The organism is Delftia acidovorans SPH-1, from assembly GCF_000018665.1.
Taxonomy (GTDB): domain Bacteria; phylum Pseudomonadota; class Gammaproteobacteria; order Burkholderiales; family Burkholderiaceae_C; genus Comamonas; species Comamonas acidovorans.
The window spans coordinates 3067567-3093018 of the sequence record NC_010002.1 but is presented as its reverse complement, the minus strand read 5'-3'; the positions used below and the strand labels follow the sequence as shown (position 1 = coordinate 3093018).

The window sequence follows — 25452 nt, the reverse complement described above, 5'->3', positions numbered from 1 at the left end:
GGCGCGGCCCCAGCGGCTATGCCTCCTCCGAACGCGTGCTCACCCCTGCCTGCGCAAAGCTGGCCATCTCGCCCAGCATGGCGCAGGCCGACACCAGCAGCGGCCAGGCCAGGGCCGCGCCCGAGCCTTCGCCCAGGCGCAGCTGCCAGTCCAGCAGCGGCTCGGCACCCAGGTGGGCCAGCATGCGCACATGGCCGGGCTCGCCCGAGCGGTGCGAGAACACGCAGCGCTCCAGCACGGCCGGCTGCAGGCGGCTGGCCACCAGCACGGCGGCCGTGGTGATGAAGCCATCGACCACGATGACACGGCGCTCGGCAGCGGCCTGCAGCACGGCGCCCACCATGGTGGCAACCTCGAAGCCGCCCATGGCCGCCAGCGCGTCCAGCGGTTCGGTGGCCTGGGCGTGCAGCTGCAGCACCTCCTGCAGCACCCCGATCTTGCGGGCCAGCCCGGCGGCATCCAGCCCGGTGCCCGCACCCGTGACCTCGGCCAGCGGTTCGCCGCACAGTCGCGCCAGCAGCAAGGATGCGCTGGAGGTATTGCCAATGCCCATCTCGCCCAGCAGCAGCGCATTGCCCGGCAGCTGGCGCACCAGGGCCGCGCCGTTGCGCAGGGCCATGGCGCATTCGGTGACTGTCATGGCCGGGCCCTGGCTGCAGTCGCGCGTGCCATAGCCCAGCTTGCGGCGCCACAGGCGCGGCTGGCCGGGCTGGGGAAGCTTGTCGTCGGGGTCCTGCTCGCGCGCGGGAAAGTCGCGTGCCACGCCGCAGTCCACCACGTTCAGCGCCAGCCCATGCTGGCGTGCCAGCACGCTGACGGCGGCGCCGCCGGCCATGAAGTTCTCGACCATCTGCCAGGTCACATCCACCGGATAGGCCGACACGCCACGCGCCGCCAGCCCGTGGTCGGCCGCAAACACCAGCATCTGCGGCTGCTGCAGCACCGGCCTGTCCTGGCCCAGGATGCAGGCAATGCGCAGCGCCAGCTGCTCCAGCCGCCCCAGTGCGCCCAGCGGCTTGGTCTTGTGGTCTATGGCGTGCTGCACGCGCTGGGTGAAGGCGGCATCGGCCAGCGAGGCGATGGCGGGAATAGCGGCTATAGCGGTAGTGGCGGCATTGGCGCCATCGTGCGAGTGTTCTGTGGGTTCAGCGGAATGCGGGGTGGGCGTTGACATGGCGAAGCGGCCTTGGCCCGGGGCGGGCGTGGCGGGCGGATTGCAAAGGCGCAAGTATGGCGCGCCGCGCAACTCCGGCAGAACCATCGGTCTCTTTCCTGCCGCCATGGACGGTCTGGGCGTCGATTGCCGCAGCAGGCCGTACAGGCCGCACCGTTCTGAGACAATCGCTGCCACACGTGTCTCCCCAGCCCCCCACTCCCTCCATGACGGTTTCCTTCTCGGCCATCCAGCCCGGTCTCAAGCTTGCGGACCAGGTTGCCCGGCAGTTGGAGGCGCGCATCCGCGCCGGCAATCTGCAGCCGGGGCAGAAGCTGCCGACCGAGGCCGAACTCGTGCAGCAGCTCGAGGTCAGCCGCACCGTGGTGCGCGAGGCGGTGTCCCAGCTCAAGTCGCGCAACCTGGTGGAATCGCGCCAGGGCAGCGGCGTGTTCGTGAAGGCGGCAGGCATAGAGCCACTGGACTTCGAAGGCCTGCCGGCGGCTGGCAGGAATGCGCTGATCCAGATCACCGAGGTGCGCCGCGCACTGGAGGCCGAGGTGGCCGAACTCGCGGCGCGCCGGCGCAGCGAAGAGGACATGCAGCGCATCCACGATGCGGAGAGCGCCCTGGCCGAGGCCGTGCGGCTGGGCCGTGATGGCGTGGAGGAGGACATGGCGTTTCACCGCGCCATTGCCCAGGCTTCGGGCAACCCGTTCCTGATCAGCACGCTGGACTACCTGTCGCAGTTCCTGCGCGGCGCCATGCGCATCACGCGCGCCAACGAGGCGCGGCGCGAGGACTTCGGCAAGGCCGTGGAACGCGAGCACCACAGCATCGTGCTGGCCATCGAGGCCGGCGACCCCAAGGCCGCGCGCAAGGCCGCCGCCACGCACATGGGCAACGCCATAGACCGCATCCACCGCGCCGACGCCAGCTTCTGGGAGCAGGACGGCGAACGCCTGGCCCGCGACATCCTGGCCGCCAAGCCCTGAACCTCCGAAGCCACCCCTTGGCGCATGGCCAAGGGTTTTCACCTTGTTTGGGTTTTTGCGCAAAATTTGTATGATGACCTGATGACAATATCAGTCACATCTCTTTTTGCAGCCAGCACACCTGGCCTTTGCCTGGGCGTTTACCCATGAGCGACGAATCCCGCATCCGCGAGCAGATCTGCGCCACCGGCGCCAGCCTCTTCCAGCGCGGCTACACCGTCGGCGCTGCCGGCAACATCAGCGCGCGCCTGCATGACGGCTGGCTGATCACCCCCACCGACGCCTGCCTGGGCCGGCTCGACCCGGCCGAGCTGTCCAAGGTCGATGCCGGCGGGCAGTGGGTCAGCGGCGCCAAGCCCTCCAAGACCCTGGTCCTGCATCGAGGCATCTACGGCAATGACGGCGAGGCGCGTGCCGTCATCCACACGCATTCCACCCATCTCGTGGCGCTGACGCTGTCCGGCGTCTGGCGCGAGGACGAGGTGCTGCCGCCCATCACCCCCTACCAGGTCATGAAGGTGGGCCGCATCCCGCTGATCCGCTACCGCCGCCCCGGCGACCCGCAGGCCGCCGCCGAGGTGGCCGCGCAGGCTGCCCAGGTGCGCGGCGCCCTGTTCGAGCGCCTGGGCCCCGTGGTCTGGGAACGCTCGGTGGAGCAGGCCAGCCATGTGCTGGAAGAGCTGGAGGAAACCGCAAGGCTCTGGCTCATGACCCATCCCCGGCCGCAGCCCCTGGACGCGGCCGCCATCGACGAGCTGCGCACCACCTTCGGGGCGCGCTACTGATTTGCACCGCGGCGCCCACGGCCGCATTCCACCACCCAGCCCATCCACAGCCGCGCAGCCGCCAGGCGGCGCACCAAGCGGCGAATCAAGCGGCGAATCCAAGGGAGACTTGAAATGACGACAACGGATATCGCATCCGGCCAGGCCGGGGCCCACCCTGCCCAGGCCGCCTCTCCGGAGACGGCGCGCGCCTACGCCAAGGTGTTCTGGCGCCTCGTGCCGTTCCTGATGCTGTGCTATGTGATCGCCTACCTGGACCGCGTGAACGTGGGCTTTGCCAAGCTGCAGATGTCACAGGACCTGGGCTTCAGCGAGACCGTGTTCGGCCTGGGCGCAGGCGTGTTCTTCATCGGCTACTTCCTCTTCGAGGTGCCCAGCAACCTGCTCATGCACCGCCTGGGCGCGCGCGTCTGGATCGCCCGCATCATGATCACCTGGGGCATTCTGTCGGCCATGTTCATGTATGTGGAAACGCCCACGGGCTTCTACATCCTGCGCTTTCTGCTGGGCCTGGCCGAGGCGGGCTTCTACCCCGGCGTGATCCTGTACCTGACCTACTGGTACCCGGCCCACCGGCGCGCCAAGATCGTGGCGCTGTTCATGTCGGCCATCCCCGTGGCCGGCATCTTCGGCAACCCGCTGTCCGGCTGGATCATGCAGGCCTTCCACGGCGACCATGGCCTGCACGGCTGGCAGTGGATGTTCCTGATCGAGGCCATCCCCGCCCTGGTGATCGGCGTGGTGACCATCTTCTATCTGGACAACGGCATCTCCAGCGCCAAGTGGCTGACCGCCTCCGAAAAGCAGCTGCTGGCGCGCGAGATCGAGCTGGACCAGCAGCACTCAGGCGCCCAGAAGCATTCGCTCAAGGCCGTTTTCGCCGACCGCCGCGTCTGGTGGATGTGCCTGATCTACTTCGCCTTCGTCGCCGGCCAGTACGGCCTGACCTTCTGGATGCCCACGCTGATCAAGTCCACGGGCGTCACGGGCGCGCTGAACATCGGCCTGCTCAGTGCCATCCCCTTCCTGTGCGCCATCGTGGTGATGAACCTCATGGGCCACAGCGCCGACAAGCGCCGCGAGCGCCGCTGGCACCTGATCGTGCCCGCGCTGATGGGCGCCGTGGGCTTTGCGATGACGGCCTTCTTCGCCGACAACACGGTTCTTTCCCTGATCTTCCTGTCGCTGGCCGCAGCCGGCGTGCTGACCTGCGCGCCGCTGTTCTGGTCGCTGCCCACGGCCTTCCTGTCGGGCACGGCGGCGGCGGCGGGCATTGCCATCGTCAACTCGGTCGGCAACCTCGCGGGCTTCGCCAGCCCTTACATGATCGGCTACCTCAAGGACCTGACCCAGTCCACGCAGGCCGGCATGTTCGTGCTGGCGGGAGTGCTCGTGGTGGGCGCCATCGCGGTCTGGCTCACCCCCGCAAAGATGGTCAACCGCTGACCGGCCTTTCTTCCCATCCTTCAAGCTCCAAGCCCCAAGACACATGAAAGTACTGATCACCGGCGGCGCCGGATTCCTGGGCCAGCGCCTGGCCCGCAAACTGCTCGAACAGGGCGCGCTGACGCTGGCCGGCACCCGCTGGCCCATCCACCAGATCGACCTGCTCGACGTGGTGGCCACCGACGCCATTGACGACACACGCGTGCGCTCCCTGGTGGGCGACATTGCCGACCCGCAGGTGCTGCGCGGCGCCATAGACCAGGACACGGCCGTGATCTTCCATCTGGCCGCCGTGGTCAGCGGCCAGGCCGAGGCCGACTTCGACCTGGGCATGCGCATCAACCTCGATGCCTCGCGCGCCCTGCTGGAGACCTGCCGCGCCGTGGGCCACATGCCGCGCGTGGTCTTCACCAGCTCGGTGGCCGTCTACGGGGGCGAGCTGCCCGACACCGTGCTGGACGGGACGGCCCTGAACCCGCAGTCCTCCTACGGCACGCAAAAAGCCATTGCCGAGCTGCTGCTGGCCGACTACACGCGGCGCGGCTTTGTCGACGGCCGCGTGCTGCGCCTGCCCACGATCAGCGTGCGCCCGGGCCGGCCCAATGCGGCCGCCTCGTCGTTTGCCAGCGGCATCATCCGCGAGCCCCTCAACGGCGAAGCGGCCAACTGCCCCGTGGGTGCCACCACGCGCCTGTGGCTGCTGTCGCCACGCCGCGCCGTCGAGGCCCTGGTCGCAGGCTGCGAGCTCGATGCCAGCGCCGTCGCCGACCGCCGCCCCATCAACCTGCCCGGCGTGTCCGTCAGCGCAGGCGACATGGTGCGCGCGCTGCGCGAAGTGGCTGGCGACGAAGTGGCCAACCGCGTGAGCTGGCAGCCCGACGACAAGGTCGAGCGCATCGTCGGCAGCTGGCCCGGCCGCTGGGATACCGCGCGCGCCAACCAGTTGGGCCTGCGCGGCGACGAGGACTTTGCGGCCATCGTGCGCGCCTACATCGCCGATGACCTGACACCGGCCAAGCCATGAGCAACGACACCTCCACACCACAGCCCGCAGCAGGGCCCGCAGCACGCTGCGTCGGCGTGATCGGCCTGGGCGCCATGGGCGCCGGCATGGCGCAAAGCCTGCGCCGCGCCGGCCACCACGTGCATGTCCACGACATCCGGCCCGGGGCCGCAGCCGCCTTCGCCGCCGAAGGCGGCACGGCCTGCGCCACGCTGGCCGACATGGCCGCCGCTTGCCGCATCATCGTCAGCGTGGTCGTCAACGCCCAGCAGACCGAGGCCGTGCTGTTCGGCGAAGGCGGCATCGCCCCTGCACTGCAGCCCGGCTCCGTCTTCGTCATGTGCTCCACCGTGGACCCCAACTGGTCGGTGGCGCTGGAGGCCAGGCTGCAGGCGCAGGGCGTGCACTACATCGACGCGCCCATTTCGGGCGGCGCGGCCAAGGCGGCGTCCGGGCAGATGACCATGATGACGGCAGGCCGCCCCGAGGCCTATGCCGCCTGCGAAGGCGTGCTCGACGCCATGGCCGCCAAGGTCTACCGCCTGGGCGACAGCGCGGGCGCGGGCAGCAAGGTCAAGATCATCAACCAGCTGCTGGCCGGCGTGCACATTGCCGCAGCGGCCGAGGCCATGGCCCTGGGCCTGCGCGAAGGCGTCGATGCCGCCGCGCTCTACGAGGTCATCACCCACAGCGCCGGCAACAGCTGGATGTTCGAGAACCGCATGGCCCACGTGCTGGCCGGCGACTACACCCCGCTGTCGGCCGTGGACATCTTCGTCAAGGACCTGGGGCTGGTGCTGGACACCGCGCGCCACAGCAAATTCCCGCTGCCCCTGGCCTCCACGGCCCACCAGATGTTCATGCAGGCATCCACCGCCGGCCATGGCCGCGAGGACGACAGCGCCGTCATCAAGATCTTCCCGGGCATCACCCTGCCCCAGGCTCCATCGGAATCCCCATGACCCTTCTTCTGGGCTGCATAGCCGACGACTTCACGGGCGCCACCGATCTGGCGAACAACCTGGTGCGCGCAGGCATGCGCGTGGTGCAAAGCATTGGCGTACCCGCCGGCCCGGTGGACGAGGGCGTGGACGCCGTAGTTGTCGCGCTCAAGTCGCGCACCATCGCGCCGGCCGACGCCATTGCGCAATCGCTGCAGGCCCTCCAATGGCTGCAGGCCCAGGGCGCCAATGGCCGCGCGCCGCAGATCTACTTCAAGTACTGCTCCACCTTCGACAGCACGCCGCAGGGCAACATCGGCCCCGTGGCCGATGCACTGATGGACGCGCTGGGCTGCGAATTCACCATTGCCACGCCGGCCTTCCCCGACAACCAGCGCACCGTCTTCAAGGGCCACCTGTTCGTGGGCGATGTGCTGCTCAGCGACAGCGGCATGCGCAACCACCCGCTCACCCCCATGACCGATGCCAACCTGGTGCGCGTGCTGCAGGCGCAGACAGGGCGCAAGGTGGGGCTGATCGACCATGTGGCCGTCGCGCAGGGCGAGGCCGCCATCCGCGCGCGCATCGCCGCACTCCAGGCCGAGGGCGTGGGCATGGCCGTGGTCGATGCCGTCTCCAACGACGACCTGCTGCGCCTGGGCCCGGCTCTGGCCGGCATGCCCCTGGTCACAGCGGGCTCGGGCGTGGCCATCGGCCTGCCCGCGAACTTCGGCATCCAGCCCACGGCACAGGCCGCTGCCCTGCCAACCGCCACCGGCCTGCAGGCGGTCGTCTCGGGCAGTTGCTCGGCGGCCACCAATGCGCAGGTGGCGCACTTCATCGCCTCGGGGCGCCCTGCCCTGGCGCTGGAGCCCCTGCGCATCGCCGCCGGCGAGGACGAAGCCGGCAAGGCCCTGGCCTGGGCCCGCCAGCACATCGCCAGCGGCCCGGTGCTGATCTACTCCACGGCCGAATCCTCGGCCGTCAAGGCCGTGCAGGGCCACCTGGGCGTGGAGCAGGCCGGCGCCCTGGTCGAACAGACCATCGCCGCCATCGCCCGGGGGCTGGTCGAGATGGGCGTGCGCCAGCTCGTCGTGGCCGGTGGCGAAACCTCGGGCGCCTGCGTGCAGGCGCTGGGCATCGAGCAAATGCGCATAGGGCCGCAGATCGACCCTGGCGTGCCCTGGTGCCATGCCGCCTCGCCCCTGGCGCCGCAGGGGTTGCACCTCACGCTCAAGTCCGGCAACTTCGGCACCACGGACTTCTTCACCAAGGCCTTCGGCGCGCTGGCAAGCGCCTGATGCCACACTCAGCCTCCGTTTTCAGGAAAGCCTTCATGCCCCGTTTCGCCGCCAACCTGTCCATGCTCTACAACGACCTGGACTTTCTTGACCGCTTCGAGGCCGCCGCGCGCGACGGTTTCCAGGCTGTCGAATACCTGTTTCCCTACGACTTCGCGCCCGGGCAACTGGCCCGGCGACTGCAGGACCACGGCCTGCAGCAGGTGCTGTTCAACGCCCCGCCCGGCGACTGGAACGCGGGCGAGCGCGGCCTGGCCTGCATCCCCGGGCGCGAGGCGGAATTCGCCCAGGGCATGGAACGTGCCGTGGCCTACGCCCAGGCCCTGGGCTGCCCGCGCATCCACGTCATGGCCGGGCTCAAGCCCGCAGGCGCCAGCGATGACATCCTGCGCGCAACCTACATCGCCAACGTGCGCCATGCCGCACGGCTGGCCGCGCCCCACGGCATCGCCATCCTGCTGGAGCCCATCAACGGCCGGGACATGCCCGGCTTCTTCCTGAGCCGCCAGGACCAGGCCCATGCGCTGCTGGCCGACATTGCCGAGCCCAATGTCCAGGTCCAGATGGACCTCTACCACTGCCAGATCGTCGAGGGAGACCTCGCCATGAAGATCCGCCAGTACCTGCCCACGGGCCGCGTGGGGCATGTGCAGATCGCAGGCGTGCCCGAACGCCACGAACCCGACGTGGGCGAGGTCAACTACCCCTACCTGTTCCGCCTGCTGGACCAGCTGGGCTACGACGGCTGGATAGGCTGCGAATACCGCCCCGCGCGCGGCGCGGCGGCGCACGCCACCAGCGAGGGGCTGGGGTGGATGAAGGAGTGGCTGTAGCTGTAGCGTCTGCTGAGGCAGCCCGTCATCCGCCAGGCACGGGAGGATGGGGCGGGCGGATAGCTGTCCTGCGTATCCGCCGCCTGCGTTCAGGAATATTCCAGATCGCTGTGCTTGCCGACCACCAGCCGGCCGGCCGACAGCGACATCATCAGCAGTGCAATCGCCTCATGCATGATCAGCGTGTGCGTGTTGCCGGTCTCCACCATCTTGCTGCGCAGCGATTCGCGCACCTGCAGGGAGCCGGTCACGTCGATGATGATGTCCACCGCCGCGTCCACCAGTTCCATGAACCGGGTGGTGACCGGCACGCCGCGCGCGCGTGCCAGTGCGATGCCGGGCTGGTTCAAATCCAGGTCGGCCACCCCAAGCAACTGCACGAAGGGCGCGTCCAGCAATTGCTGCAGCAAGGGAGTGCCGGTCTGCCCCGCACCAATGACCACGATCCGGAAGGCTTGCATGGGATGAATCCTTTTTCCATATGGGAAGTACGGCGCCATCATAGAAATGCCTTGCCGGTGTGAGCCGGTCCGGGGCGGGTGAAATGGGTTTGTATGACCCAGGTCAAATCCGGTGGACAGGGGCGTGGCGGCGGGCCAGATCTCTGCGGTCGAGGTTCGATACCGGCTGCCTGCGGCAGGGACCACACCACAGGCTGCTGACGCAGGAGCCTGCATTCGCCCACAAAAAAACCCGCCGGCTTCGTGGCCCGGCGGGTTTTCTCAGGTGAACAACAGCCAGCGCTGTTATTGCCTTACAGGAACCTGCTCCGTGTACTCACGCAGCACGCCGCCGCCTTCGACCGAGCCGCTGACCTGGCCGTCCTTGACGCGCTCCACGCAGGAGCGGCGGTCGCCTTCGTTCTTGAAGACATCGCAGCGGGCCAAGGCATTGCGCTGGAAGTGGTCGCCCGACTGGACGCCGCCTCGGCGCGATTGCTCCTGGACGGCTGCAGCCTCGTGCTGGGCCGGGTCGCGGCGGTCATAGCCGCGCTTGCCCTGCCCCTTGGGCTCGGCGTGCTTCTTGTGGTGGTGGTGGGGTTTGGCCTTTTCCGCAGCGGGCGGCGGGGGCGGCATGCCATCGGGGCCAGGGGCGGGCTGGGCAGTGGCCAATCCGGCCATGCCAAGCACGGCAGCGCCAATACACAGCTGCAGGGGACGAATCCATGGGTTCTTCATAGCTTCACTCCATTCCTCGTGAAAAAAGTCAAGACCCAAGCATGCGTGTTTTCCAGCTCCCCATTTATCGGTACAGCGCGGCTGCGCATGCAGGCCATGGCCTACAGCTTGCCGTGTCCCCTGCAGGCGGCCCCTGACCTGGGTCAAGCCTGGTGCGCAAACCAGCGCTGCACGCCTTCGGCCATGCGCGCGAAGACGCTGTCCAGCGTGGGCACCTCGGCGCCCCACAGGGCGCGAAGCACCTCGGCGTTCTCGAACAGGCCGTGCCAGTAGCAGCCCGCGATGAGGCCATCGGGGCTGTGCCACAGCAGGCCGGGCACGGGCTCGGCCACGGCACTGCCAGCGGCCACCATGTCGGGGCGCACGCTGGTCTGGCCGTGGTGGATTTCATAGACCTGCGCCTGTACGCCAGACAGCGGCGCCAGCGCACCCGGCAGCGGCGGCAATTGCACGCTGGCGGGCAGCACGGTCTTGTCGGGCGCGAACAGAGTCGTCAGCGGCAGAAGCCCCAGGCCGGCGGCGTTGCCGTCCACGCCATGCAGGTCGATCAGCGCCTCGCCCAGCATCTGCAGGCCGCCGCAGATACCCAGCACCTGCCGGCCTGCCGCAGCGTGTGCAGCAACGGCGGCATCCAGGCCCTGGGTCCGCATCCAGGCCAGATCGGCAGCAGTGGCCTTGGAGCCGGGCAGGATGATCCAGTTGGCGCCTACCAGCTGGGCCGGCGTGCGCGCCCAGACCACGCGCAGGCCCGGCACCTGCAGCAAGGGCTGGAATTCGTCGAGGTTGCTGATGCGCGGGTAGGCGACGATGGCGATGGTGGTGTGCACGGCGCGCCCCGCCCCTCCTCCAGAGCCACGGTCGTCAAAGACGCCATCCTCCTCCGGCAGGCCATGCTGGAACTGCATGGGGATGGTGGCCACGGTGGGCACGCCGGTGCGCTCCTGCAGCATCTGCGGGGCGGGCGCGAGCAGGCTGGCGTCGCCCCGAAACTTGTTGAGCACAAAGCCGCGGATCAGCGCCTGTTCTTCCGGCGGCAGCAGGGCCCAGGTGCCGTAGAGGTGGGCAAAGGCGCCGCCCCGGTCTATGTCGGACACCAGCAGGCAATGCGCGCCGCAGTGGCGCGCCACGCGCATGTTGACCACGTCGCTGGCATGCAGGTTGATTTCTGCGGGGGAGCCGGCGCCTTCGATGACGACCACATCGTTGTCGGCGCGCAGGCTGTCCAGCGCCTCGGCGATCTGCGGCCAGACGCGGGCGCTGCGGCCGCGCCAGGGCAAGGCCGAGAGTTCCTCGCTGACCCGGCCCAGCAGCACGACCTGGCTGCGCATGTCTGCCTCGGGCTTGAGCAGCAGCGGGTTCATGCGCACATCGGGCGCGCAGCCTGCGGCCAGGGCCTGCAGGTACTGGGCCGTGCCGATCTCACCCCAGGCACCGCCCGGCGCGGAGACCACCCGCGCGTTGTTGCTCATGTTCTGCGCCTTGAAGGGCGCCACCTTGTAGCCCTGGGCGCGGTACCAGGCGCACAGCGCGGTGGCCACCCAGCTCTTGCCGGCGCCGCTGCTGGTGCCCAGCACCATCACGCACAGCGCGGGGCGCCGGCCGGGCGTGGGCAGGGGCAGATTCACGGCAGCGGGTTCATTCGATTGCATGGTGTTTCTCCATTGGCTGCCAGGCGGCCAGCAAGGCGTTCTGGGATGCGGGCGCCAGCACGCCCATGCGCACGCAGCCGGGCAGGCCGAAGCTGTCGCAGTCGCGCAGCTTGATGCCCTGCGCGCGCAGTTGGGCCAGACGCGTCTGCATGACATCGCCCTGCTGGGCTTGCGGCCAGCGCGCCACAAAGTAATTGGCCTGCGAGCCGGGCAGTACCTGCCAGCCCAGGCGCTGCACCAGATCGAGCTGCTGCGCCTTCCAATCGCGCAGCCGTTGCAGGCTTTGCGCCAGCCATTGGCGGGTGGCCGGTGCGGTCCAGGCGGTGAGCATGGCCTCGCCATGGGCGCCCACGGGCCACGATGGTGACAGGGCGCGCAAGGCATCGATCTCGTCGTGCGGCACGGCTTCGGGCGCAATGGCGTAGGCCGCGCGCACGCCGGTCATGCCCAGGGCCTTGTTGGGGGTCCACATCTGCCAGGCATCGCGCACCTGGGAGGGCACGGCGGGTTCCATGCCCGGCTCCAGTCTCAGGGGGGCATAGGCGCAGTCGATCACGCGCCAGGTACCGGGCGGTGCGGGCTCGCTCCACAGCGGCCAGACGTCCTCGGGCTGGCCCAGCGGGCTCGATGGCGCGCAGGCCCAGTGCAGGCCGGGGCCGGCCTCGGTGATGCCGTCGCGCGCGGCCGGGAGCAGGCGCCAGACCTGCGCCGCGTGGGCGTAGTCGCCGTAATGGTGGGCCGGCAGGCTGGCGACGGCCGCGCCCTCGCGCGCTGCATGCATGGTGATGCGGTGGATGAAGTCGCTGGCGCTGGCCGCGATGACAATGCGCTCGGCCGGCACGCCATGAAAATCCGCCAGCCGTGCGCGCAGCGCCGTGTAGTGCGGGTCGGGGTACTGGGCCGCGTGGGCCTGGGCCAGCATGTCCAGCGCCTGCGGGCAGGGTCCGCAGGCATTGCGGTTGGTGGAGAAATCGTGCGCGGGCACGCCCAGCGCGTCCGTGCCGCCGTGGGTGACTGGGATCGGTTTCATGGTGTCTTTCCTGCCATCGCCCATCCAAGGACCAGGGCGGCGGCCAGCCCTGCAGCCACCAGCATGGCGACCACGCGGCCCGCATGCGCCACGGCCTGCTGCAGCTCGGCCGCCTGCGGCACGCGGCCTGCGGGGTTGAGCACGTAGACGCCGGGCTTGCCCAGGCGCACGCCCAGCAGCCTTGCCATGGCGCCCATGGGCCAGCCGCCGTTGGGCGACGGGGTGATGCGCGCGTCATGGCGCAGCGCACCCCAGCCCGGCCGCCGGCCGGCGGCCAGGCCGGACAAGGCCAGCAGCAAGGCGGTCAGGCGCGCCGGTATCCAGTTGAGCAGGTCATCGGCACGCGCCGTCCATTTGCCGGCCCATTGCCAGTGGCGCCGGTCATCGCCCTGCCCGCGCCAGCCCGGGTAGCCCCACATCGCATCGGCCGTGTTGGCCAAGCGGTAGAGGGCCGCGCCCGGCAGGCCGGCCACGGCAAACCAGAACAGCGGCGCCAGCACGGAGTCGCTGAGGTTCTCGGCCAGGGTTTCGATGGCGCTTTCGCGCACCTGGCCTGCGTCGAGTCGTGCCGTGTCCCGGCTGACCAGCCAGGTCAGGCGCTCGCGGCCTGCGGGCAGGGATTGCTGCAGTGCGGCTTCCACGGCCAGCACCTCGTCGCGCAGCATGCGCCAGGACAAAAGCGGCTTGAGCAGCACGCCCAGCACCAGGGCGCCCAGCCACCAGGGCATGGGCGGCAGCAGCCACTGGATGAACGCGTAGATGGTGAAGAACAGCAGCGCCAGCAGGCACCAGGCGACGGCGCCCAGCGCAAAGCGTGGCCAGTCGCGCACATGTTCTTCGCGGGGGGCAAGTCTTCGCCCAACCGCAGCCAGCAGCCGGCCCATGGCGACCACGGGGTGTATCCACACGGGCGGCTCGCCCCAGAGCCGGTCGATCAGCAGGGCCACGGGAACGGCCAGCGCGGCGGCCAGGGCGTGGCGTGCCCAGGGTTCGGCTTGGACCTGGGCCTGCGGCTGCGACAGCGCCTGCCAGCACCACCACAGCGGGCTGAGCGCGGCGCCCAGCAGTTGCCAGGAAGGGCTGTCGCTCATGCCTGCGGCTGCGGGCCGGCGGCGCGCTGGCCCCAGAAGTCGTCGTAGAGCATGTCCTGCAGCGGTGCGCGGCTGGCCCACTTTTGCTGCTGCAGCATGGGCTCGGCATAGTAGGCCGACACGGGGCCCAGGCACAGCACGGCCAGCGGCCGGCTGCCCACGGGCATTTGCAGCAGCGCGGCCAGCACCTCGGGATCGAAGAGGGAGACCCAGCCCAGCCCCAGCCCCTCCGCACGCGCGGCAAGCCACAGGTTCTGGATGGCGCAGGCGGCCGAGGCCACGTCCATCTCGGGCAGGGTGCGACGGCCGAAGACATGGGCCTCGCGCCCTGGCGGCATGGCCACGACCAGTACTTCGGCCGCATCCAGCACGCCCTGGACCTTGAGCTGCATGAAGTCTTCCTCGCGCTCGCCCAGCGCACGCGCGGTCTGCAGGCGTTCCTGCTCGATCACGGCATGGATCTCCTGGCGCAATTGCGCATCGCGCACGCGGATGAAGCGCCAGGGCTGCATGAAGCCGACGCTGGGCGCATGGTGGGCGGCGCGCAGCAGGCGCAGCAGCACCTCGGGCGCGACCTCGCCGCCGCAGAAGTGGCGCATGTCGCGCCGCTCATGGATGGCGCGGTAGACGGCTGCCCGCTCGGCCTCGGCAAAGGGTTGGGCGGGAATGGTCTCTGGCGCCCGGGATTGCGTTTCGCTGCTCATGCCGCCATTGTCCGCCGCAGGCCGGGCCTGCGGGCGGCATCAGTCCTCAATACCACGCTGGGCGGGAATGCCGGCCTGGAAGGCGTGCTTGACCAGTTCCATGCGCGTGACGGTATCGGCCACGGCAATGATTTCCTCGGGGCAGCGGCGGCCCGTGAGCATGACGTGCACATGGCGCGGGCGGTCGGCCAGGGCCTGCAGCACAGGCTCCAGCGGCAGCCAGCCATAGATCAGCGGATAGGTGATTTCGTCGAGCACGACCAGGAAGTGATCACCCGAGAGGATGGCGGTGCGCGCACGCTCCCAGCCCTCGCGCGCGATCTGGGCCGACCGCTCATGGTCCTGGCTCTTCCAGCTGAAGCCGTCGCCCAGGCCCTCGATGGGCATGCCCAGCTGCTCGAACATGCGGTGCTCGCCAAAGCGCGCGGTGGGCACCTTCATGAACTGGAAGATCTTGACGGACTTGCCCCGGCCATGCGCGCGCAGGGCCAGGCCGAAGGCCGCCGTGCTCTTGCCCTTGCCGTCGCCGGTGTTCACCAGCACCAGGCCACGGCGTTCGCCTTCGGGCTTTTCATAGGGCTTTACCGTCGGGGCCTGTTCGATCTGCATGGGTCTGTCATCCTCAAAAGTTGCACGCGCTGCGGCGGGCATGCGCCGCAGCGGAGCGCCACTTTAACCGAGGCGGACGCCCAGCCGGCGCTGCAGGGCACGCACGGCGCTGTCCACCGTGGTGAGCACGGGCAGGCCCGTGGCGGCCTCGCAGGCGGCGCGGGCACGCGCCATGCTGAACTGGGCCAGCGCAATGCGCGTGCAGCCACGCGCGGCCAGGACCCTGGCCTGCTCGACCACCAGGCGGTCATGCGTGGCGGTGTCGCCCCGGTTGAGCGCGTCCATGGCGCCATCGGCCAGGGCGGGCACGAGTTCGATGCCGGCCGGAAACTCCGGCGGCATGGACTGCAGCGTGGGCGCGAAGCTGGAGATCAAACCCAAGGCACCCTGCTGGCCCTGCACGGCCTCTTCGATCATGGCCTCGTTGGGCTTGAGCACGGGCAGCGGCGCGTGGCGCGCGGCCACGGCCTCAATGCAGGGGCCAAAGGCCGAGCAGGTGAACAAGATCCCCTGCGCACCCGTGTCCACGGCGTACTGAGCAAGGCGCTGGAAACGCTCGTGCATGGCGGCGTCCAGCCCGCGCCCGTTGCGCGCCAGGTCGGCCGAGAGGCTGTCGTCCAGCAGGTTCATGCGAACCGCCTCGGGCCAGTCGCGCGCAAAGGCTTCGTTGATGGGAGCGACGGAGTGGCTGAGGGCGTGGATGAGGGCGATGCGGGTCATGGATTGGGGGAGTCTGAAATGGAACGGAATTATTGGGGCGCCAGCCGGGTGAACTGGGAGCGCGGCAGCAGGCGCTTGAAATCGGCATCGAAGCTGACCACATGCTCGCCCTGGTGGATGGCGGCGGCGGCCAGCCAAGCGTCCGGCACGTCATTGGCGGCAAGCGCCTTGTCGGCGCACAGTTGCCTCAACGCCGGCCATTCGGCACCCAGCACGGCCTGCTCAACGCCGGGCGATGCCAGCAACGCGTCGATGAAGCGCAAAGCCTCGGCCATGGGAGTCGGGTTGACGAAGATCTTCGGATGCGTGACCAGGCGCAGAAAGCTCGCCACCACCATGGGCTGCAATTTCAGCAGCACGCCCTGGCTGGCATCGGCCATGGCCTGCTCCAGCCAGTCGCGGGCCACCGAATGATGGGGGTGGTCGCTGCGCGATGCCGCCACCAGCAGATTGACATCGGGCGTCATGGTTGATCCTGCTGATCGGCGGCATCCAGCAGCGCGCGGTTGCTCAGTGCGTCCAGCCCCGGTGCCAGTCCGCCCTTGCCGTGGTAGACGGGAAGGCGCACGCGCCGGGCAGGCGCCTGGGCCTTGCGCAAGCGCAATTGCAGGCCCTCCTCTATCAGGCGCGTCAGGCTGGTGTGCTGCTGTGCCGCATAGGTCTTTGCTTCGGTCAGCAATGCATCGTTGAGGTCAAGCGTGGTCTTCATGGCGGCCCCCAGAGCAGGAATTTCGTACAGATTTCTCGCACGGATCCTTCGCACAGATCTTTCGTACAGATTTCTGTATGTTAGGAAAATTCCGCTCCCAGGGCAACCAGGCCGGCCTGCGCCCTTCAGATGCCCTTGGACGAGGGATGGGCGAAGGCCTCGCGCGTCTCGGCGTTGAGCGGGTAGTTGATGTTGATGTTCCTGGGCGGGATGGGCGACATGAACCAGCGGTTGTAGAGCTTTTCCATCTCGCCGGACTGCATCATGCCCGTCACCACGCGGTCCACGATGGCCTTGAAGCCGGCATCGTCCTTGCGCAGCATCAGCGCCTGGTTTTCGGTGCGCAGGCTTTCGCCGGTGATCAGGTAGTCCTGCGGGTTCTTGGCATTGGCGATCTGGCCGGCGAGCAGGATGTCGTCCAGCACGAAGGCCTGGGCACGGCCGCTCTCCACCAGCATGAAGGAGTCCGAATGGTCCTTGCCCGAAAGGTTGGTGATGTCGAGGTTGCGGCCCCGGTCCGCCTCGCGCAGCAGGCGAAAGGACGTGGTGCCCGCCGTCGTCGCCACGGTCTTGCCCTGCAGGTCGGCGACGGAGCGCAGCCCCGAGTCCGCGCGCACCAGCATGCGCACGTTGTAGCGGAAGATATCCGGCGAGAAGGCCACCTGCTTTTGCCGCTCCACCAGGTTGGTGGTGGAGCCGCACTCCAGGTCCACCGTGCCGTTGGCCACCAGCGGGATGCGGTTGGCCGAGGTCACGGCCTGATAGCGCACCTGCAGTGCGGGCAGCTTGAGCTGGGCCTTGATCTCGTCCACGATGCGCCGGCAGATGTCCATGCTGTAGCCCACGGGCTTGAGATCGCCATCCAGGTAGGAAAAGCCGAACGAGGACTCGCGGTAGCCCAGCGTGATGGCCCCCGCCTGCTGGATCTTGGCGAGCGTGCCGCTGTCCTGGGCATGGCTGGCGGCCAGCGGCAGCAGCGCGGCGATCAGGGCGCTGGTCACGGCCAGGGCCGTGCGCTTCAGGGTGGGGCGGGATGGGGTCATGGGGACACTCCTGTGGCGGGGTTGGGGAAAGCGTGGGAAAGCGTGGAAATGCGCGCAAGCGCAGGAACGGATCAGAGAACCTGGGCGAGTGCGGCCTCGATGGACTCGGCCAGGCGCGTGGCGATGGTCTGCAGCTGTTCCTGCGTGGCGATGAAGGGCGGCGCCAGCAGCACGTGGTCGCCCGTACGGCCATCGGCCGTGCCGCCGCCGGGGTAGCACAGCAGGCCGCGCTGCATGGCTTCGGTCTTGATGCGGGCGTTGAGCTTCAGGCCCGCATCGAAGGGCGCCTTGCTGGCGCGGTTGGCCACCAGCTCCACGCCCCAGAAGAAGCCGCGCCCGCGAATGTCGCCAACGTGCTCGCCCACGCGGCGGTGGCTGCCCAGGGCCTGCGCCAGCATCTGCCCGAAGGCTTCGCCATCGGTACGCACCTTGTCCAGCAGTCCGTCGCGCCGTATCACGCGCTGCACGGCCAGCGCCGCCGCGCAGGCCACCGGGTGGCCCAGGTAGGTATGGCCGTGCTGGAAGAAGCCGCTGCCGCGCGACATGGCATCCACGATGCGCCCCTGCGCCAGCACCGCGCCCACGGGCTGGTAGCCGCCGCCCAGGCCCTTGGCCACGGTGATCAGGTCGGGCACCACGCCTTCCTGCTCGCAGGCATGCAGGGTGCCCGTGCGGCCCATGCCGCACATCACCTCGTCCAGGATGAGCAGCACGCCGTGGCGGTCGCACACCTCGCGCACGGCCTTGAAGTAGCCGGGCACGGGCGTGAGCACGCCGGCCGTGGCGCCGCCCACCGTCTCGGCCACGAAGGCGATCACGGTGCGCGGGCCGTGGACGCCGATGGCCGCATCCAGCTCGTCGGCCAGGCGCTGGCCGTATTGCTCTGGGGTTTCATCGTCGCGCTGGTCGCGGTAGGCATTGCAGGGCGAGACATGGGTGGCCGGCACCAGGATGGGCGCGAACGGCGCGCGCCGCCAGGCATTGCCGCCCACGGCCAGCGCACCCAGCGTGTTGCCGTGGTAGCTCTGGCGGCGCGCGATGAAGTGCGTGCGCTCGGGCTGGCCGATTTCCACGAAGTACTGGCGTGCCATCTTGAGCGCGGCCTCCACGGCCTCGGAGCCGCCGCTGACCAGGTAGGCGTGGCTGGTGCCTTCGGGCGCGCCGCGCACCAGTTCCTGCCCCAGTTCCTCGGCCACCGCGGTGGTGAAGAAGCTGGTGTGGGCATAGGCCAGCCGGTCGATCTGGTCATGCATGGCGGCGATCACGTCGGGATGACCGTGGCCCAGCGAGGACACGGCCGCGCCGCCCGAGGCATCGATATAGCTGCGCCCCTGCGCGTCGCGTATCTCCAGGCCGCTGGCGGCGACGGCGACGGGGGGCGTGTGGTGCAGGTGACGATGGAACACATGGCTCATGGCAGTTCTTTCAAGGAACAAATGTTTCATCACATTATTTGACGGAACATTTGTTCCGTCAACAGAGATTTCAACCACAGCCGTTCCAAGCCAGCCCGCGCCTGGGCTACAGTCGGCGCAGCCAACACCGCCCTTTTCCCCTCCTTTCTCCTGAAAACCCATGTCCGTTCAAGACGACATCCGCCAGCGATTTGCCGAGTTGAGCCCGGCCCTGCAACAGGTGGCCCGCTTCGTGCTGGAGCATCCCAACGATGTGGTCACGGCCTCCATGCGCAGCGTGGGCACGCGCGCCGGCAGCCCGCCCGCCACGCTGGTGCGGTTTGCGCAGTGGCTGGGTTTTGACGGCTGGCCGCAGCTCAAGCAGGCCTTCGCGCAGGACATGGGACTGGGCAGCGACGAGGCGTACGGCCAGCGCGCCAAGGCCCTGGTGGGCCGCGCTGGCGACCATGACCTGGTGGGCGAGACCTTCGAGGTGCACCGCCGCAATCTGGAGTCCACCGAGCGGCGCCTGGGCGACGCCCTGCAGCAGGCCTGCGCACTGCTGGAAAAGGCCCGCAGCGTGCATGTGGCGGGCTTTCGCGCCAGCTACCCCGTGGCCTTTTCCTTTGTCTATGTGTACCGGCTGCTGCGCGCCAGCGTGCACCTGCTGGACGGCCAGGGCGGCACGCTGGAGATGCAGTGCCGCGCCATGGAGCGCGGCGACGCCCTGCTGGTAGTCGCCTTTGCGCCCTACTCGCGCGAGGCGCTGGCCGTGACCCAGGCCGCCAGGGATGCGGGCTGCCGCATCGTGGCGCTGACCGACAGCCCCGCCTCGCCCCTGGCGCTGCTGGCCGACGCCACGCTGCTGTTTTCGCTGCACAGCCCGTCGTTCTTCCCCTCCATCACCTCGGCCGTGGCGCTGTCCGAGGCCCTGGTGGAACTGCTGGCCAGCCGCGCCGGCAAGGGCGTGGTGCAGCGCATCGGCCAGGCCGAGGAGCAATTGTTTGCCAGCGGCGCGTATCTGGAGGCGCCTCGGTCGAGGAAAGCCGGTCGCGACTAGTCCAGGGCCGAAGCCGCCATTTGCGCCACAGCCATTGCAGCGCCAGGATCGTCACCGTCTTCCATGCTCCAGACGGCAGACAGCCCCGACCAGGCCAGCACCCATTGCAACAGGCGCCTTTGCTCCATGCCCGAGACTTCGGCAATGGTGGCCATGCGGTGCGCAAAGCGCCCCGGCGCCAGCGCGCTGGCGCGGTCGGGATTGCTCAGGATGTTGGCGTAGTCAAAGCCGCGCTCGCCATGCAGGCCCTTGGGGTCGATGGCCAGCCAGCCCAGGGGTCCGAAGTCCAGCACATTGCCGTGGTGAAGGTCACCATGCAGCACGGTCACGTCGCGCGGTGCGGCCAGCAGCTCGCGCGCCGTGGTGGCGCACAGGCCCAGCAGGCTGGCGGTTCCATGGCCTTGTGCAAGCAATGCATGGAACCACTGCGTCAGCGGCACCAGGGGTGGCAACGCCTTGGCGCGCGGCAGGTGCAGGCGCTTGGCAGCGGTGCACAGGATGCGCGTGGCCTCCTCATCGCGCGCGCCACGGGCCATCTCCACCAGCGATTCGGGTCCTGTGGCGCGCAGCATCAGCAGGGCCGGCCCTTCCTGGGCCAGCACAGGCGAGGCGCCGTCGCCATTCCACCAGGCCATCAGGCGGGCGCCGGCCACCTCTTCGGGCGCCAGCGCAATCTTGAGCATGGCGGGCGCGCCGCCCTGGCGCACGGGCAGCAACTCGCCGCGCGGCGTGGACAGGGGCTGGCCGTCGATGACCAGAGTCCAGCGGCTCAGATACGGCTCGTAGTGAGACATTTTTCTGGAAAGGCAATCAAGGCGCCGCAGCTTGCCCCCGCAGCCGTGGCAGGGCCAGCCACTGCCCGTCGATGGCGCGGATGCGCAGCCGGTGCTCGAACACGGCCTCCAGCGCCGCATGCGTGGCCGCGTCGGCGCAGGCTCCCTGGTGCATCACCTGCCCCTTGTCGAGAATGACCAGGTCCTGGGCCTGCAAGGCCATCGATATCTCGTGCAGCACGCTGACCACGGTGCGGCCCTGGGCGACCAGGGCCTGCACGCATTCGAGCCAGTCGGCCTGGTGCGGCGGGTCGAGGTTGGCCAGGGGTTCGTCCATCAGCAGCACGCGGGCCTGCACGGCCAGGGCGCGCGCCAGCAGCACGCGCTGGCGCTCCCCGCCCGAGAGACTGCCCACGCTGCGCATGCGCCAGTCCCAGCCCTGGGTCTGGCGCAGCGCCTGCTCCACGGCGGCATGGTCTGCCTGGCTGGGCGCAGCCAGCCAGCCCTGGTGCGGCAGGCGGCCCAGCATGACCACGTCATGGACCCGCATGTCGCCGGCCACGGGCTGGTTCTGGCCCAGCCAAGCGAGCGAGCAGGCCCGTTCGCGCGCACTCCATTGCCGCAGCGGGCGGCCCAGGAGCTCCACCTCGCCTTGCACGCCAGCGCCGGACTCCATGCCTGCCAGGGCGCGCAGCAGCGTGGATTTGCCTGCGCCATTGGGGCCGACGATGGCGGTCCAGCGGCCGGCGGGCAGGGCCAGGCTCAGGCCGCCCAGGACCTGTCGATCGCCCAGGCGAACCTTCAGGGCGCGCGCTTGCAGGGCGGGGGCCAGTGCCGTCATGCGCCCTCCCCGCCGCGCAGGGCGTGGCGGCGGTGCATGAGCCACAGCAGGTAGCTGCCGCCCAGCAAGGCCGTGAGCGCGCCCACGGGCAGCTCCTGCGGGGCGATGAGCCAGCGCGCCAGCAGGTCGGCGGCCAGCAGCAGCACGGCGCCCATGCCCGCGCTGAGCACCAGCAGCCAGCGGTGCATGGACCGCACCATGGAGCGCACCAGATGCGGCGCGGCCAGTCCGACGAAGGCGATCAGCCCGGTCTGCGCCACGGCCGTGCCCGTGGCCAGCGCCAGCAGCAAGATGAGCACCATGCGCAGCGGCGCCAGCGGCAGGCCCAGGCTATGGGCCGTGGCCTCACCCAGGGACAGGCTGTCGAGCACGCGGCCCAGGCACCAGGCGCCCAGGGCGGTGGCCAGCAGCACGGCCAGCATCAGCGCGCAGGCGCCCCAGCCGATGAAGGAGGTGCTGCCCAGCATGAAGGCCTGCATGGCCTGCATGATGTCCGGGTTCATCAGCAGCACCAGCGATGCGGCCGCGCCCAGCACCACCCCCACCACCACACCGGCCAGCAGCAGGCGCATGGTGTTGTGCACGCCCTGGGCCAGCACCAGGGTCAGCAGCACGGCCAGGGCCGCGCCCGCAAAGGCCGCGCCCGTGACACCCAGGCGCGCCAGTCCCGCCAGTGCGAAGGGCGAGGCGCCCAGCGCCGCCATGCTCAATGCAACGCCCAGCGAGGCGCCCGAGGCACTGCCCAGCAGATAGGGATCGGCCAGCGGGTTGCGGAACACGCCCTGGGCGACGGCCCCGGCCAGCCCCAGCAGGCCGCCGGCCAGCCATGCGCCCGCCGTGCGGGGCAGGCGGATCTCGGTGACGATCTGCCAGGACAGCGGATCGCTGCGCGCCGCCCACACGCTTTCCCAGCCCGTGCTGCCCACGCCCGCGCCCAGCAGCATGAGCAGAGCACTCACGACCAGCAGGACCAGCGCCATCCAGGGCGCGGCCAGGCCGTGCTGGAGCCTGCGGGCCTGCCTCACCGTGCGGCCCCGTTCAGGCAACGCGCCATCAGCGCAGCGCCCTCGGCCATGCGCGGGCCGGCGCGCACCAGCACGTCCAGCTCGGCCGGCACAAAGCGGCAGACGCGCCCGGCCTGCATGGCACGCATGCGGCCCCAGCCCGGATAGGGCTCGCCCGATGTGCCCAGGCTGCGGTCGCCGCCCAGGATGAAGTCCGGATCGGCGCGCACCACGAATTCAGGGTTGATGCGCGGGAACGGCCCCAGCTGCGCTCCCACGATGTTGCGCATGCCCAGGCGCGCCAGGGTCTCGCCGATGAACGAAGACTCGCCGGCGGCAAAGGGGCCGCGGTTGACCTCGAAATACACGGTCTGCCCGCGCAGCGCGGGGGCCATGCTGCGCTCCACCTCCTGCAGGCGCGCCTCGATGGCGGACCAGACACGGTCGGCGCCCTGCGCGGGCGGCAGGTCCAGCAACCGGCCCACGGTGCGCAGCACGGCCTGCGCATCGGCATGGGTGCGCGGCTCCAGCGCCACCACCTTGAGGCCCAATGCCTGCAGCCGCGCCACCGAGCGCGAGGCCATGGACACCAGCACCAGATCGGGCTTGAGCGCGACGATGGCCTCGATGTTGGGATCCATGCCGCCGCCCACCACGGGCAGGGTCTTCACATGGGCCGGCCAGTTCGAATAGCGGTCCACGCCGACCAGGCGCTGGCAGCCGCCCAGCTCGCACACGGTCTCGGTCAGCGAGGGCAGCAGGCTGACGATGCGCTGCGGCGGCCGTGGCAGCTCCACCGGAACGCCCCGCCCGTCCGTGACCCGGATGGCAGCCTGCGCCGCAGACAGCGCCAGTGCCAACGCCAGGCCCCACAGGGCGAGACGCCATGGCCTCACGGCTGCGGGCCCTTGAGCGCCAGCGGCAGGCCGGCGCACATCAGCGTGACGGTTTCGCAGCTTTGCGCCGCACGCTGGTTGAGCACACCCAGCGCATCCACAAAGGCCCTCACCTGCGATCCCAGCGGGATCACGCCCAGGCCGATCTCGTTGCCGACCAGGATCACCGGGCCGGGCGCAGCTTGCAAGGCGGCAAGAAAGGCCGTGCATTGGCCCTCCCATCCGCGCGCCAGTTCCTCGGAAGGCTGGGCCGGCATCATCCAGTTGGTCAGCCACAGCGTCAGGCAGTCCACGACCAGCAGACGCTGCGGCGTGCTGTGCCGTGCAAGCATGGCGGCCAGGTCCAGCGGCTCCTCAAGCGTGGCCATGCCGGGCACGCGCTCGGCGCGGTCGCGCCGGTGGCGGGCGATGCGCTCGCGCATTTCGTCGTCCCAGGGCTGGCCGGTGGCGATCAGCGCGGCCTCGCGGTCCAGGGCGCCATCGAGCCAGGCGCGGGCCAGCAATTCGGCACGGCGCGACTTGCCGCTTTTCTGGCCGCCCAGAATGAGTTGGCTGCGCGCAAGCGAACAGGTGGAGATCTGGTCGGTCATGACGCCTGGCCTGCGGGAATGTCAGCGCCCAGCAGCGCCGCCACGGCGCGTGGCTGCGAGGCAAACCAGGCATGGAAATAGCTGGCGTGCACGCTGCCCTGGCGGTACAGCGCCTCGCCCCGGTCGGGCTGGGGGGCCTGGCCGGGGCGGCTGCTGCGCCCGGCCTCGGCCATGGACGTGTCCAGCCGGCTGTAGTGGAAGGTATGGCCGCGCAACAGGCCCCAGGGCGTGGGCAGTTGCTGCATGCCCAGGCCGGCCAGGCGCGGCTGCATGCGCGCATGGCCGGGCAACAGGCCCCAGAGGTCCGTGGTCCGGCCCGCAGTGTCGGTCAGTCGTTCGCACAGCGCCAGCATACCGCCGCACTCGGCCCAGACCGGCCGGCCGGCTGCCACGTGGGCGGCAATGTCACCGCGCAGCGCGGCATGGGCGGCCAGCGCGTCCAGGTGCAGTTCCGGATAGCCGCCGGGCAGCCACAGCGCATCGCACTGCGGCAGGCGCTCTGCGGCCAGGGGAGAGAAGAAGGCAATCCGCGCACCCATGGAACGCAGGCAGTCGAGGTTGGCCTGGTAGATGAAGCTGAAGGCCGCATCACGCGCCACCGCCACGGTGCGGCCCGCCAGCCAGGGCTGCACGGCTTCGGCAGGTTCCGGGCACGGTTCAAAGTCCACGGACCAGTCCTGCCAGCTGGCGCCCTGCCCGGCTTCGGCCTGCCAGGGCAACTGGCCCAGCGGCGTGGCCAGCAGCGCATCGGCGGCCACGTCCAGGCGCTGCAGGGCATCGTCCAGCTCATGCGCGGCAACCAGGCCCAGGTGCCGCTCGGGCAGCAGCGAGGTGGCGCCTGCACCCTGCACCCGCGCCAGCGCGCCCAGCCACAGCGAAGGCTCGCGCAGGCCGGCACGCAGCAGGTCCGCATGGTGGGCGCTGCCCACGCGGTTGGCCAGCAGGCCGGCCCAGCGCAGGCCGGGCCGGTAGTGCTGCAGGCCATGGGCCAGCGCGCCAAAGGTGCCGGCCATGCCCGAGGCGTCGATCACGGCCAGCACCGGCAGGCCCAGCCGCTCGGCCACATCGGCCGCGCAGGGCGTGCCGTCGAACAGGCCCATGACGCCTTCCACCAGGATGAGGTCGGCCTCGCAGGCGGCGGCGTGCAGGCGCGCACGCATGTCGGCCTCGCCCGTCATCCACAGATCGACGCTGTGCACGGGCGCGCCGCTGGCCAGCTCGTGCCAGTGCGGGTCCAGGAAGTCAGGGCCGCACTTGAACACGCGCACGCGGCGCCCCTGGCGCGCATGCAGCCGCGCCAGCGCAGCCGTCAGCGTGGTCTTGCCCTGGCCCGAGGCCGTGGAAGTGATCAGCAGCGCCGGGCAGCGTGCCCCGCCCCGGCCAAGGTCAATATTCATGTGTATTTGTTTGCTCCGTGCGACGCTGCCTTGAACCGGCCGCTCCGCCAACGCGGCGCATTGTAGTGCGCACCCCCGCCGTATCCGCACCGTGCCCGCGCCGCGCCCGCGCCGCGCCCGCAACCAATGCTTACGCATTACACCCCGCCGAAGCAGACGCGTCCTACACATGGCGCTACGATTTTGTGAGACAGTCTGCCGCCTGCGCTCGAATACCTGAGCACGGCGCTGACGTCAAGCCTTCTACGCCCCCCTGCTATCAGGTTTCCTCGGATACTTCCACGGAATGCGCTCACTTCGTTCGCAC

27 protein-coding genes are annotated in these 25452 nt (G+C 69.8%); 8 read left to right on the top strand and 19 right to left on the bottom strand.

From position 1 onward, the window contains the following. Positions 1-16 precede the first annotated feature (16 nt). Positions 17-1261 (bottom strand): nicotinate-nucleotide--dimethylbenzimidazole phosphoribosyltransferase, encoded by a 1245-nt coding sequence (cobT, locus tag DACI_RS14120; protein ID WP_012204664.1) that lies wholly within the window; start codon positions 1259-1261, stop codon positions 17-19. A gap of 119 nt (positions 1262-1380) precedes the next feature. Here cobT and DACI_RS14115 point away from each other — a divergent pair, with 119 nt between their 5' ends. The 7 genes from DACI_RS14115 to otnI all read left to right on the top strand — a co-directional run bounded on the left by DACI_RS14115 (position 1381) and on the right by otnI (position 8457). Next, positions 1381-2148: a FadR/GntR family transcriptional regulator gene (locus DACI_RS14115; RefSeq protein WP_013803197.1), complete on the top strand. Its 768-nt coding sequence runs from the start codon at positions 1381-1383 to the stop codon at positions 2146-2148. A gap of 146 nt (positions 2149-2294) precedes the next feature. Beyond that, positions 2295-2933 carry a 3-oxo-tetronate 4-phosphate decarboxylase gene (gene otnC, locus DACI_RS14110; RefSeq protein ID WP_012204662.1) on the top strand — a complete coding sequence of 213 codons (639 nt, stop codon included), beginning with the start codon at positions 2295-2297 and terminating at the stop codon, positions 2931-2933. Between the two features lie 114 nt (positions 2934-3047). Next, positions 3048-4379 carry an MFS transporter gene (locus tag DACI_RS14105; RefSeq protein WP_012204661.1) on the top strand — a complete coding sequence of 444 codons (1332 nt, stop codon included), beginning with the start codon at positions 3048-3050 and terminating at the stop codon, positions 4377-4379. Between the two features lie 43 nt (positions 4380-4422). Beyond that, on the top strand, positions 4423-5403 hold the full coding sequence (gene denD / locus DACI_RS14100; protein WP_012204660.1) for a D-erythronate dehydrogenase: 981 nt from the start codon (positions 4423-4425) through the stop codon (positions 5401-5403). Then, positions 5400-6344: an L-threonate dehydrogenase gene (gene ltnD / locus DACI_RS14095; RefSeq protein WP_012204659.1), complete on the top strand. Its 945-nt coding sequence runs from the start codon at positions 5400-5402 to the stop codon at positions 6342-6344. The genes denD and ltnD overlap by 4 nt, the downstream gene beginning before the upstream one ends. Further along, positions 6341-7624, top strand: a complete 1284-nt coding sequence (gene otnK / locus DACI_RS14090) for a 3-oxo-tetronate kinase (protein ID WP_012204658.1) — start codon at positions 6341-6343, stop codon at positions 7622-7624. The genes ltnD and otnK overlap by 4 nt, the downstream gene beginning before the upstream one ends. A gap of 35 nt (positions 7625-7659) precedes the next feature. Then, a complete protein-coding gene (gene otnI / locus DACI_RS14085) occupies positions 7660-8457 on the top strand; it encodes a 2-oxo-tetronate isomerase (RefSeq protein WP_012204657.1) in 798 nt (265 codons plus the stop codon). A gap of 89 nt (positions 8458-8546) precedes the next feature. Here otnI and DACI_RS14080 read toward each other — a convergent pair whose 3' ends face one another. The 12 genes from DACI_RS14080 to DACI_RS14025 form a co-directional block, all read right to left on the bottom strand. Then, complete coding sequence (locus tag DACI_RS14080) at positions 8547-8918, bottom strand: oxidoreductase (RefSeq protein ID WP_012204656.1); 372 nt, start codon at positions 8916-8918, stop codon at positions 8547-8549. 285 nt (positions 8919-9203) lie between these two features. After that, the gene (locus tag DACI_RS14075) at positions 9204-9635 is read right to left on the bottom strand and encodes a hypothetical protein (RefSeq protein WP_012204655.1); all 432 of its coding nucleotides are present in this window, start codon (positions 9633-9635) and stop codon (positions 9204-9206) included. Positions 9636-9778: 143 nt separating this feature from the next. After that, positions 9779-11284 (bottom strand): cobyric acid synthase, encoded by a 1506-nt coding sequence (locus DACI_RS14070; protein WP_012204654.1) that lies wholly within the window; start codon positions 11282-11284, stop codon positions 9779-9781. Continuing rightward, on the bottom strand, positions 11271-12314 hold the full coding sequence (locus DACI_RS14065; RefSeq protein ID WP_012204653.1) for an aminotransferase class I/II-fold pyridoxal phosphate-dependent enzyme: 1044 nt from the start codon (positions 12312-12314) through the stop codon (positions 11271-11273). The genes DACI_RS14070 and DACI_RS14065 overlap by 14 nt, the downstream gene beginning before the upstream one ends. Beyond that, a complete protein-coding gene (cbiB, locus tag DACI_RS14060) occupies positions 12311-13405 on the bottom strand; it encodes an adenosylcobinamide-phosphate synthase CbiB (RefSeq protein WP_012204652.1) in 1095 nt (364 codons plus the stop codon). Before cbiB ends, DACI_RS14065 begins: the two co-directional genes overlap by 4 nt. Further along, positions 13402-14109 carry a 5,6-dimethylbenzimidazole synthase gene (bluB, locus tag DACI_RS14055; protein ID WP_012204651.1) on the bottom strand — a complete coding sequence of 236 codons (708 nt, stop codon included), beginning with the start codon at positions 14107-14109 and terminating at the stop codon, positions 13402-13404. Before bluB ends, cbiB begins: the two co-directional genes overlap by 4 nt. 39 nt (positions 14110-14148) lie before the next feature. After that, positions 14149-14718, bottom strand: a complete 570-nt coding sequence (gene cobO / locus DACI_RS14050; RefSeq protein ID WP_012204650.1) for a cob(I)yrinic acid a,c-diamide adenosyltransferase — start codon at positions 14716-14718, stop codon at positions 14149-14151. A 63-nt stretch (positions 14719-14781) separates the two neighbouring features. After that, complete coding sequence (locus DACI_RS14045) at positions 14782-15438, bottom strand: aspartate/glutamate racemase family protein (protein WP_012204649.1); 657 nt, start codon at positions 15436-15438, stop codon at positions 14782-14784. Between the two features lie 29 nt (positions 15439-15467). Next, entirely contained in the window at positions 15468-15905 is a 438-nt protein-coding gene (locus DACI_RS14040) for a TA system VapC family ribonuclease toxin (protein ID WP_012204648.1), read from the bottom strand. After that, the gene (locus DACI_RS14035; RefSeq protein ID WP_012204647.1) at positions 15902-16147 is read right to left on the bottom strand and encodes a DUF6364 family protein; all 246 of its coding nucleotides are present in this window, start codon (positions 16145-16147) and stop codon (positions 15902-15904) included. Before DACI_RS14035 ends, DACI_RS14040 begins: the two co-directional genes overlap by 4 nt. Before the next feature lie 125 nt (positions 16148-16272). Continuing rightward, positions 16273-17190 carry an amino acid ABC transporter substrate-binding protein gene (locus DACI_RS14030; RefSeq protein WP_012204646.1) on the bottom strand — a complete coding sequence of 306 codons (918 nt, stop codon included), beginning with the start codon at positions 17188-17190 and terminating at the stop codon, positions 16273-16275. Positions 17191-17261: 71 nt separating this feature from the next. Further along, a complete protein-coding gene (locus tag DACI_RS14025; RefSeq protein ID WP_012204645.1) occupies positions 17262-18605 on the bottom strand; it encodes an aspartate aminotransferase family protein in 1344 nt (447 codons plus the stop codon). A 160-nt stretch (positions 18606-18765) separates the two neighbouring features. Here DACI_RS14025 and DACI_RS14020 point away from each other — a divergent pair, with 160 nt between their 5' ends. Then, entirely contained in the window at positions 18766-19644 is an 879-nt protein-coding gene (locus DACI_RS14020) for a MurR/RpiR family transcriptional regulator (protein ID WP_012204644.1), read from the top strand. Here the strand turns inward: DACI_RS14020 and DACI_RS14015 are convergent. From DACI_RS14015 to DACI_RS13990, 6 genes are read right to left on the bottom strand one after another with little or no spacing between them, the layout of a single operon-like run. After that, positions 19641-20438, bottom strand: a complete 798-nt coding sequence (locus DACI_RS14015; protein ID WP_012204643.1) for an aminoglycoside phosphotransferase family protein — start codon at positions 20436-20438, stop codon at positions 19641-19643. The genes DACI_RS14020 and DACI_RS14015 overlap by 4 nt on opposite strands. A 16-nt stretch (positions 20439-20454) precedes the next feature. Beyond that, a complete protein-coding gene (locus DACI_RS14010) occupies positions 20455-21258 on the bottom strand; it encodes an ABC transporter ATP-binding protein (RefSeq protein WP_012204642.1) in 804 nt (267 codons plus the stop codon). Then, positions 21255-22238 carry a FecCD family ABC transporter permease gene (locus tag DACI_RS14005; RefSeq protein WP_012204641.1) on the bottom strand — a complete coding sequence of 328 codons (984 nt, stop codon included), beginning with the start codon at positions 22236-22238 and terminating at the stop codon, positions 21255-21257. The genes DACI_RS14010 and DACI_RS14005 overlap by 4 nt, the downstream gene beginning before the upstream one ends. Before the next feature lie 41 nt (positions 22239-22279). Then, complete coding sequence (locus tag DACI_RS14000; RefSeq protein ID WP_012204640.1) at positions 22280-23158, bottom strand: ABC transporter substrate-binding protein; 879 nt, start codon at positions 23156-23158, stop codon at positions 22280-22282. Next, positions 23155-23748 (bottom strand): bifunctional adenosylcobinamide kinase/adenosylcobinamide-phosphate guanylyltransferase, encoded by a 594-nt coding sequence (locus DACI_RS13995; RefSeq protein ID WP_012204639.1) that lies wholly within the window; start codon positions 23746-23748, stop codon positions 23155-23157. Before DACI_RS13995 ends, DACI_RS14000 begins: the two co-directional genes overlap by 4 nt. Further along, complete coding sequence (locus DACI_RS13990; RefSeq protein WP_043781464.1) at positions 23745-25145, bottom strand: cobyrinate a,c-diamide synthase; 1401 nt, start codon at positions 25143-25145, stop codon at positions 23745-23747. Before DACI_RS13990 ends, DACI_RS13995 begins: the two co-directional genes overlap by 4 nt. Between the last annotated feature and the right edge of the window lie 307 nt (positions 25146-25452).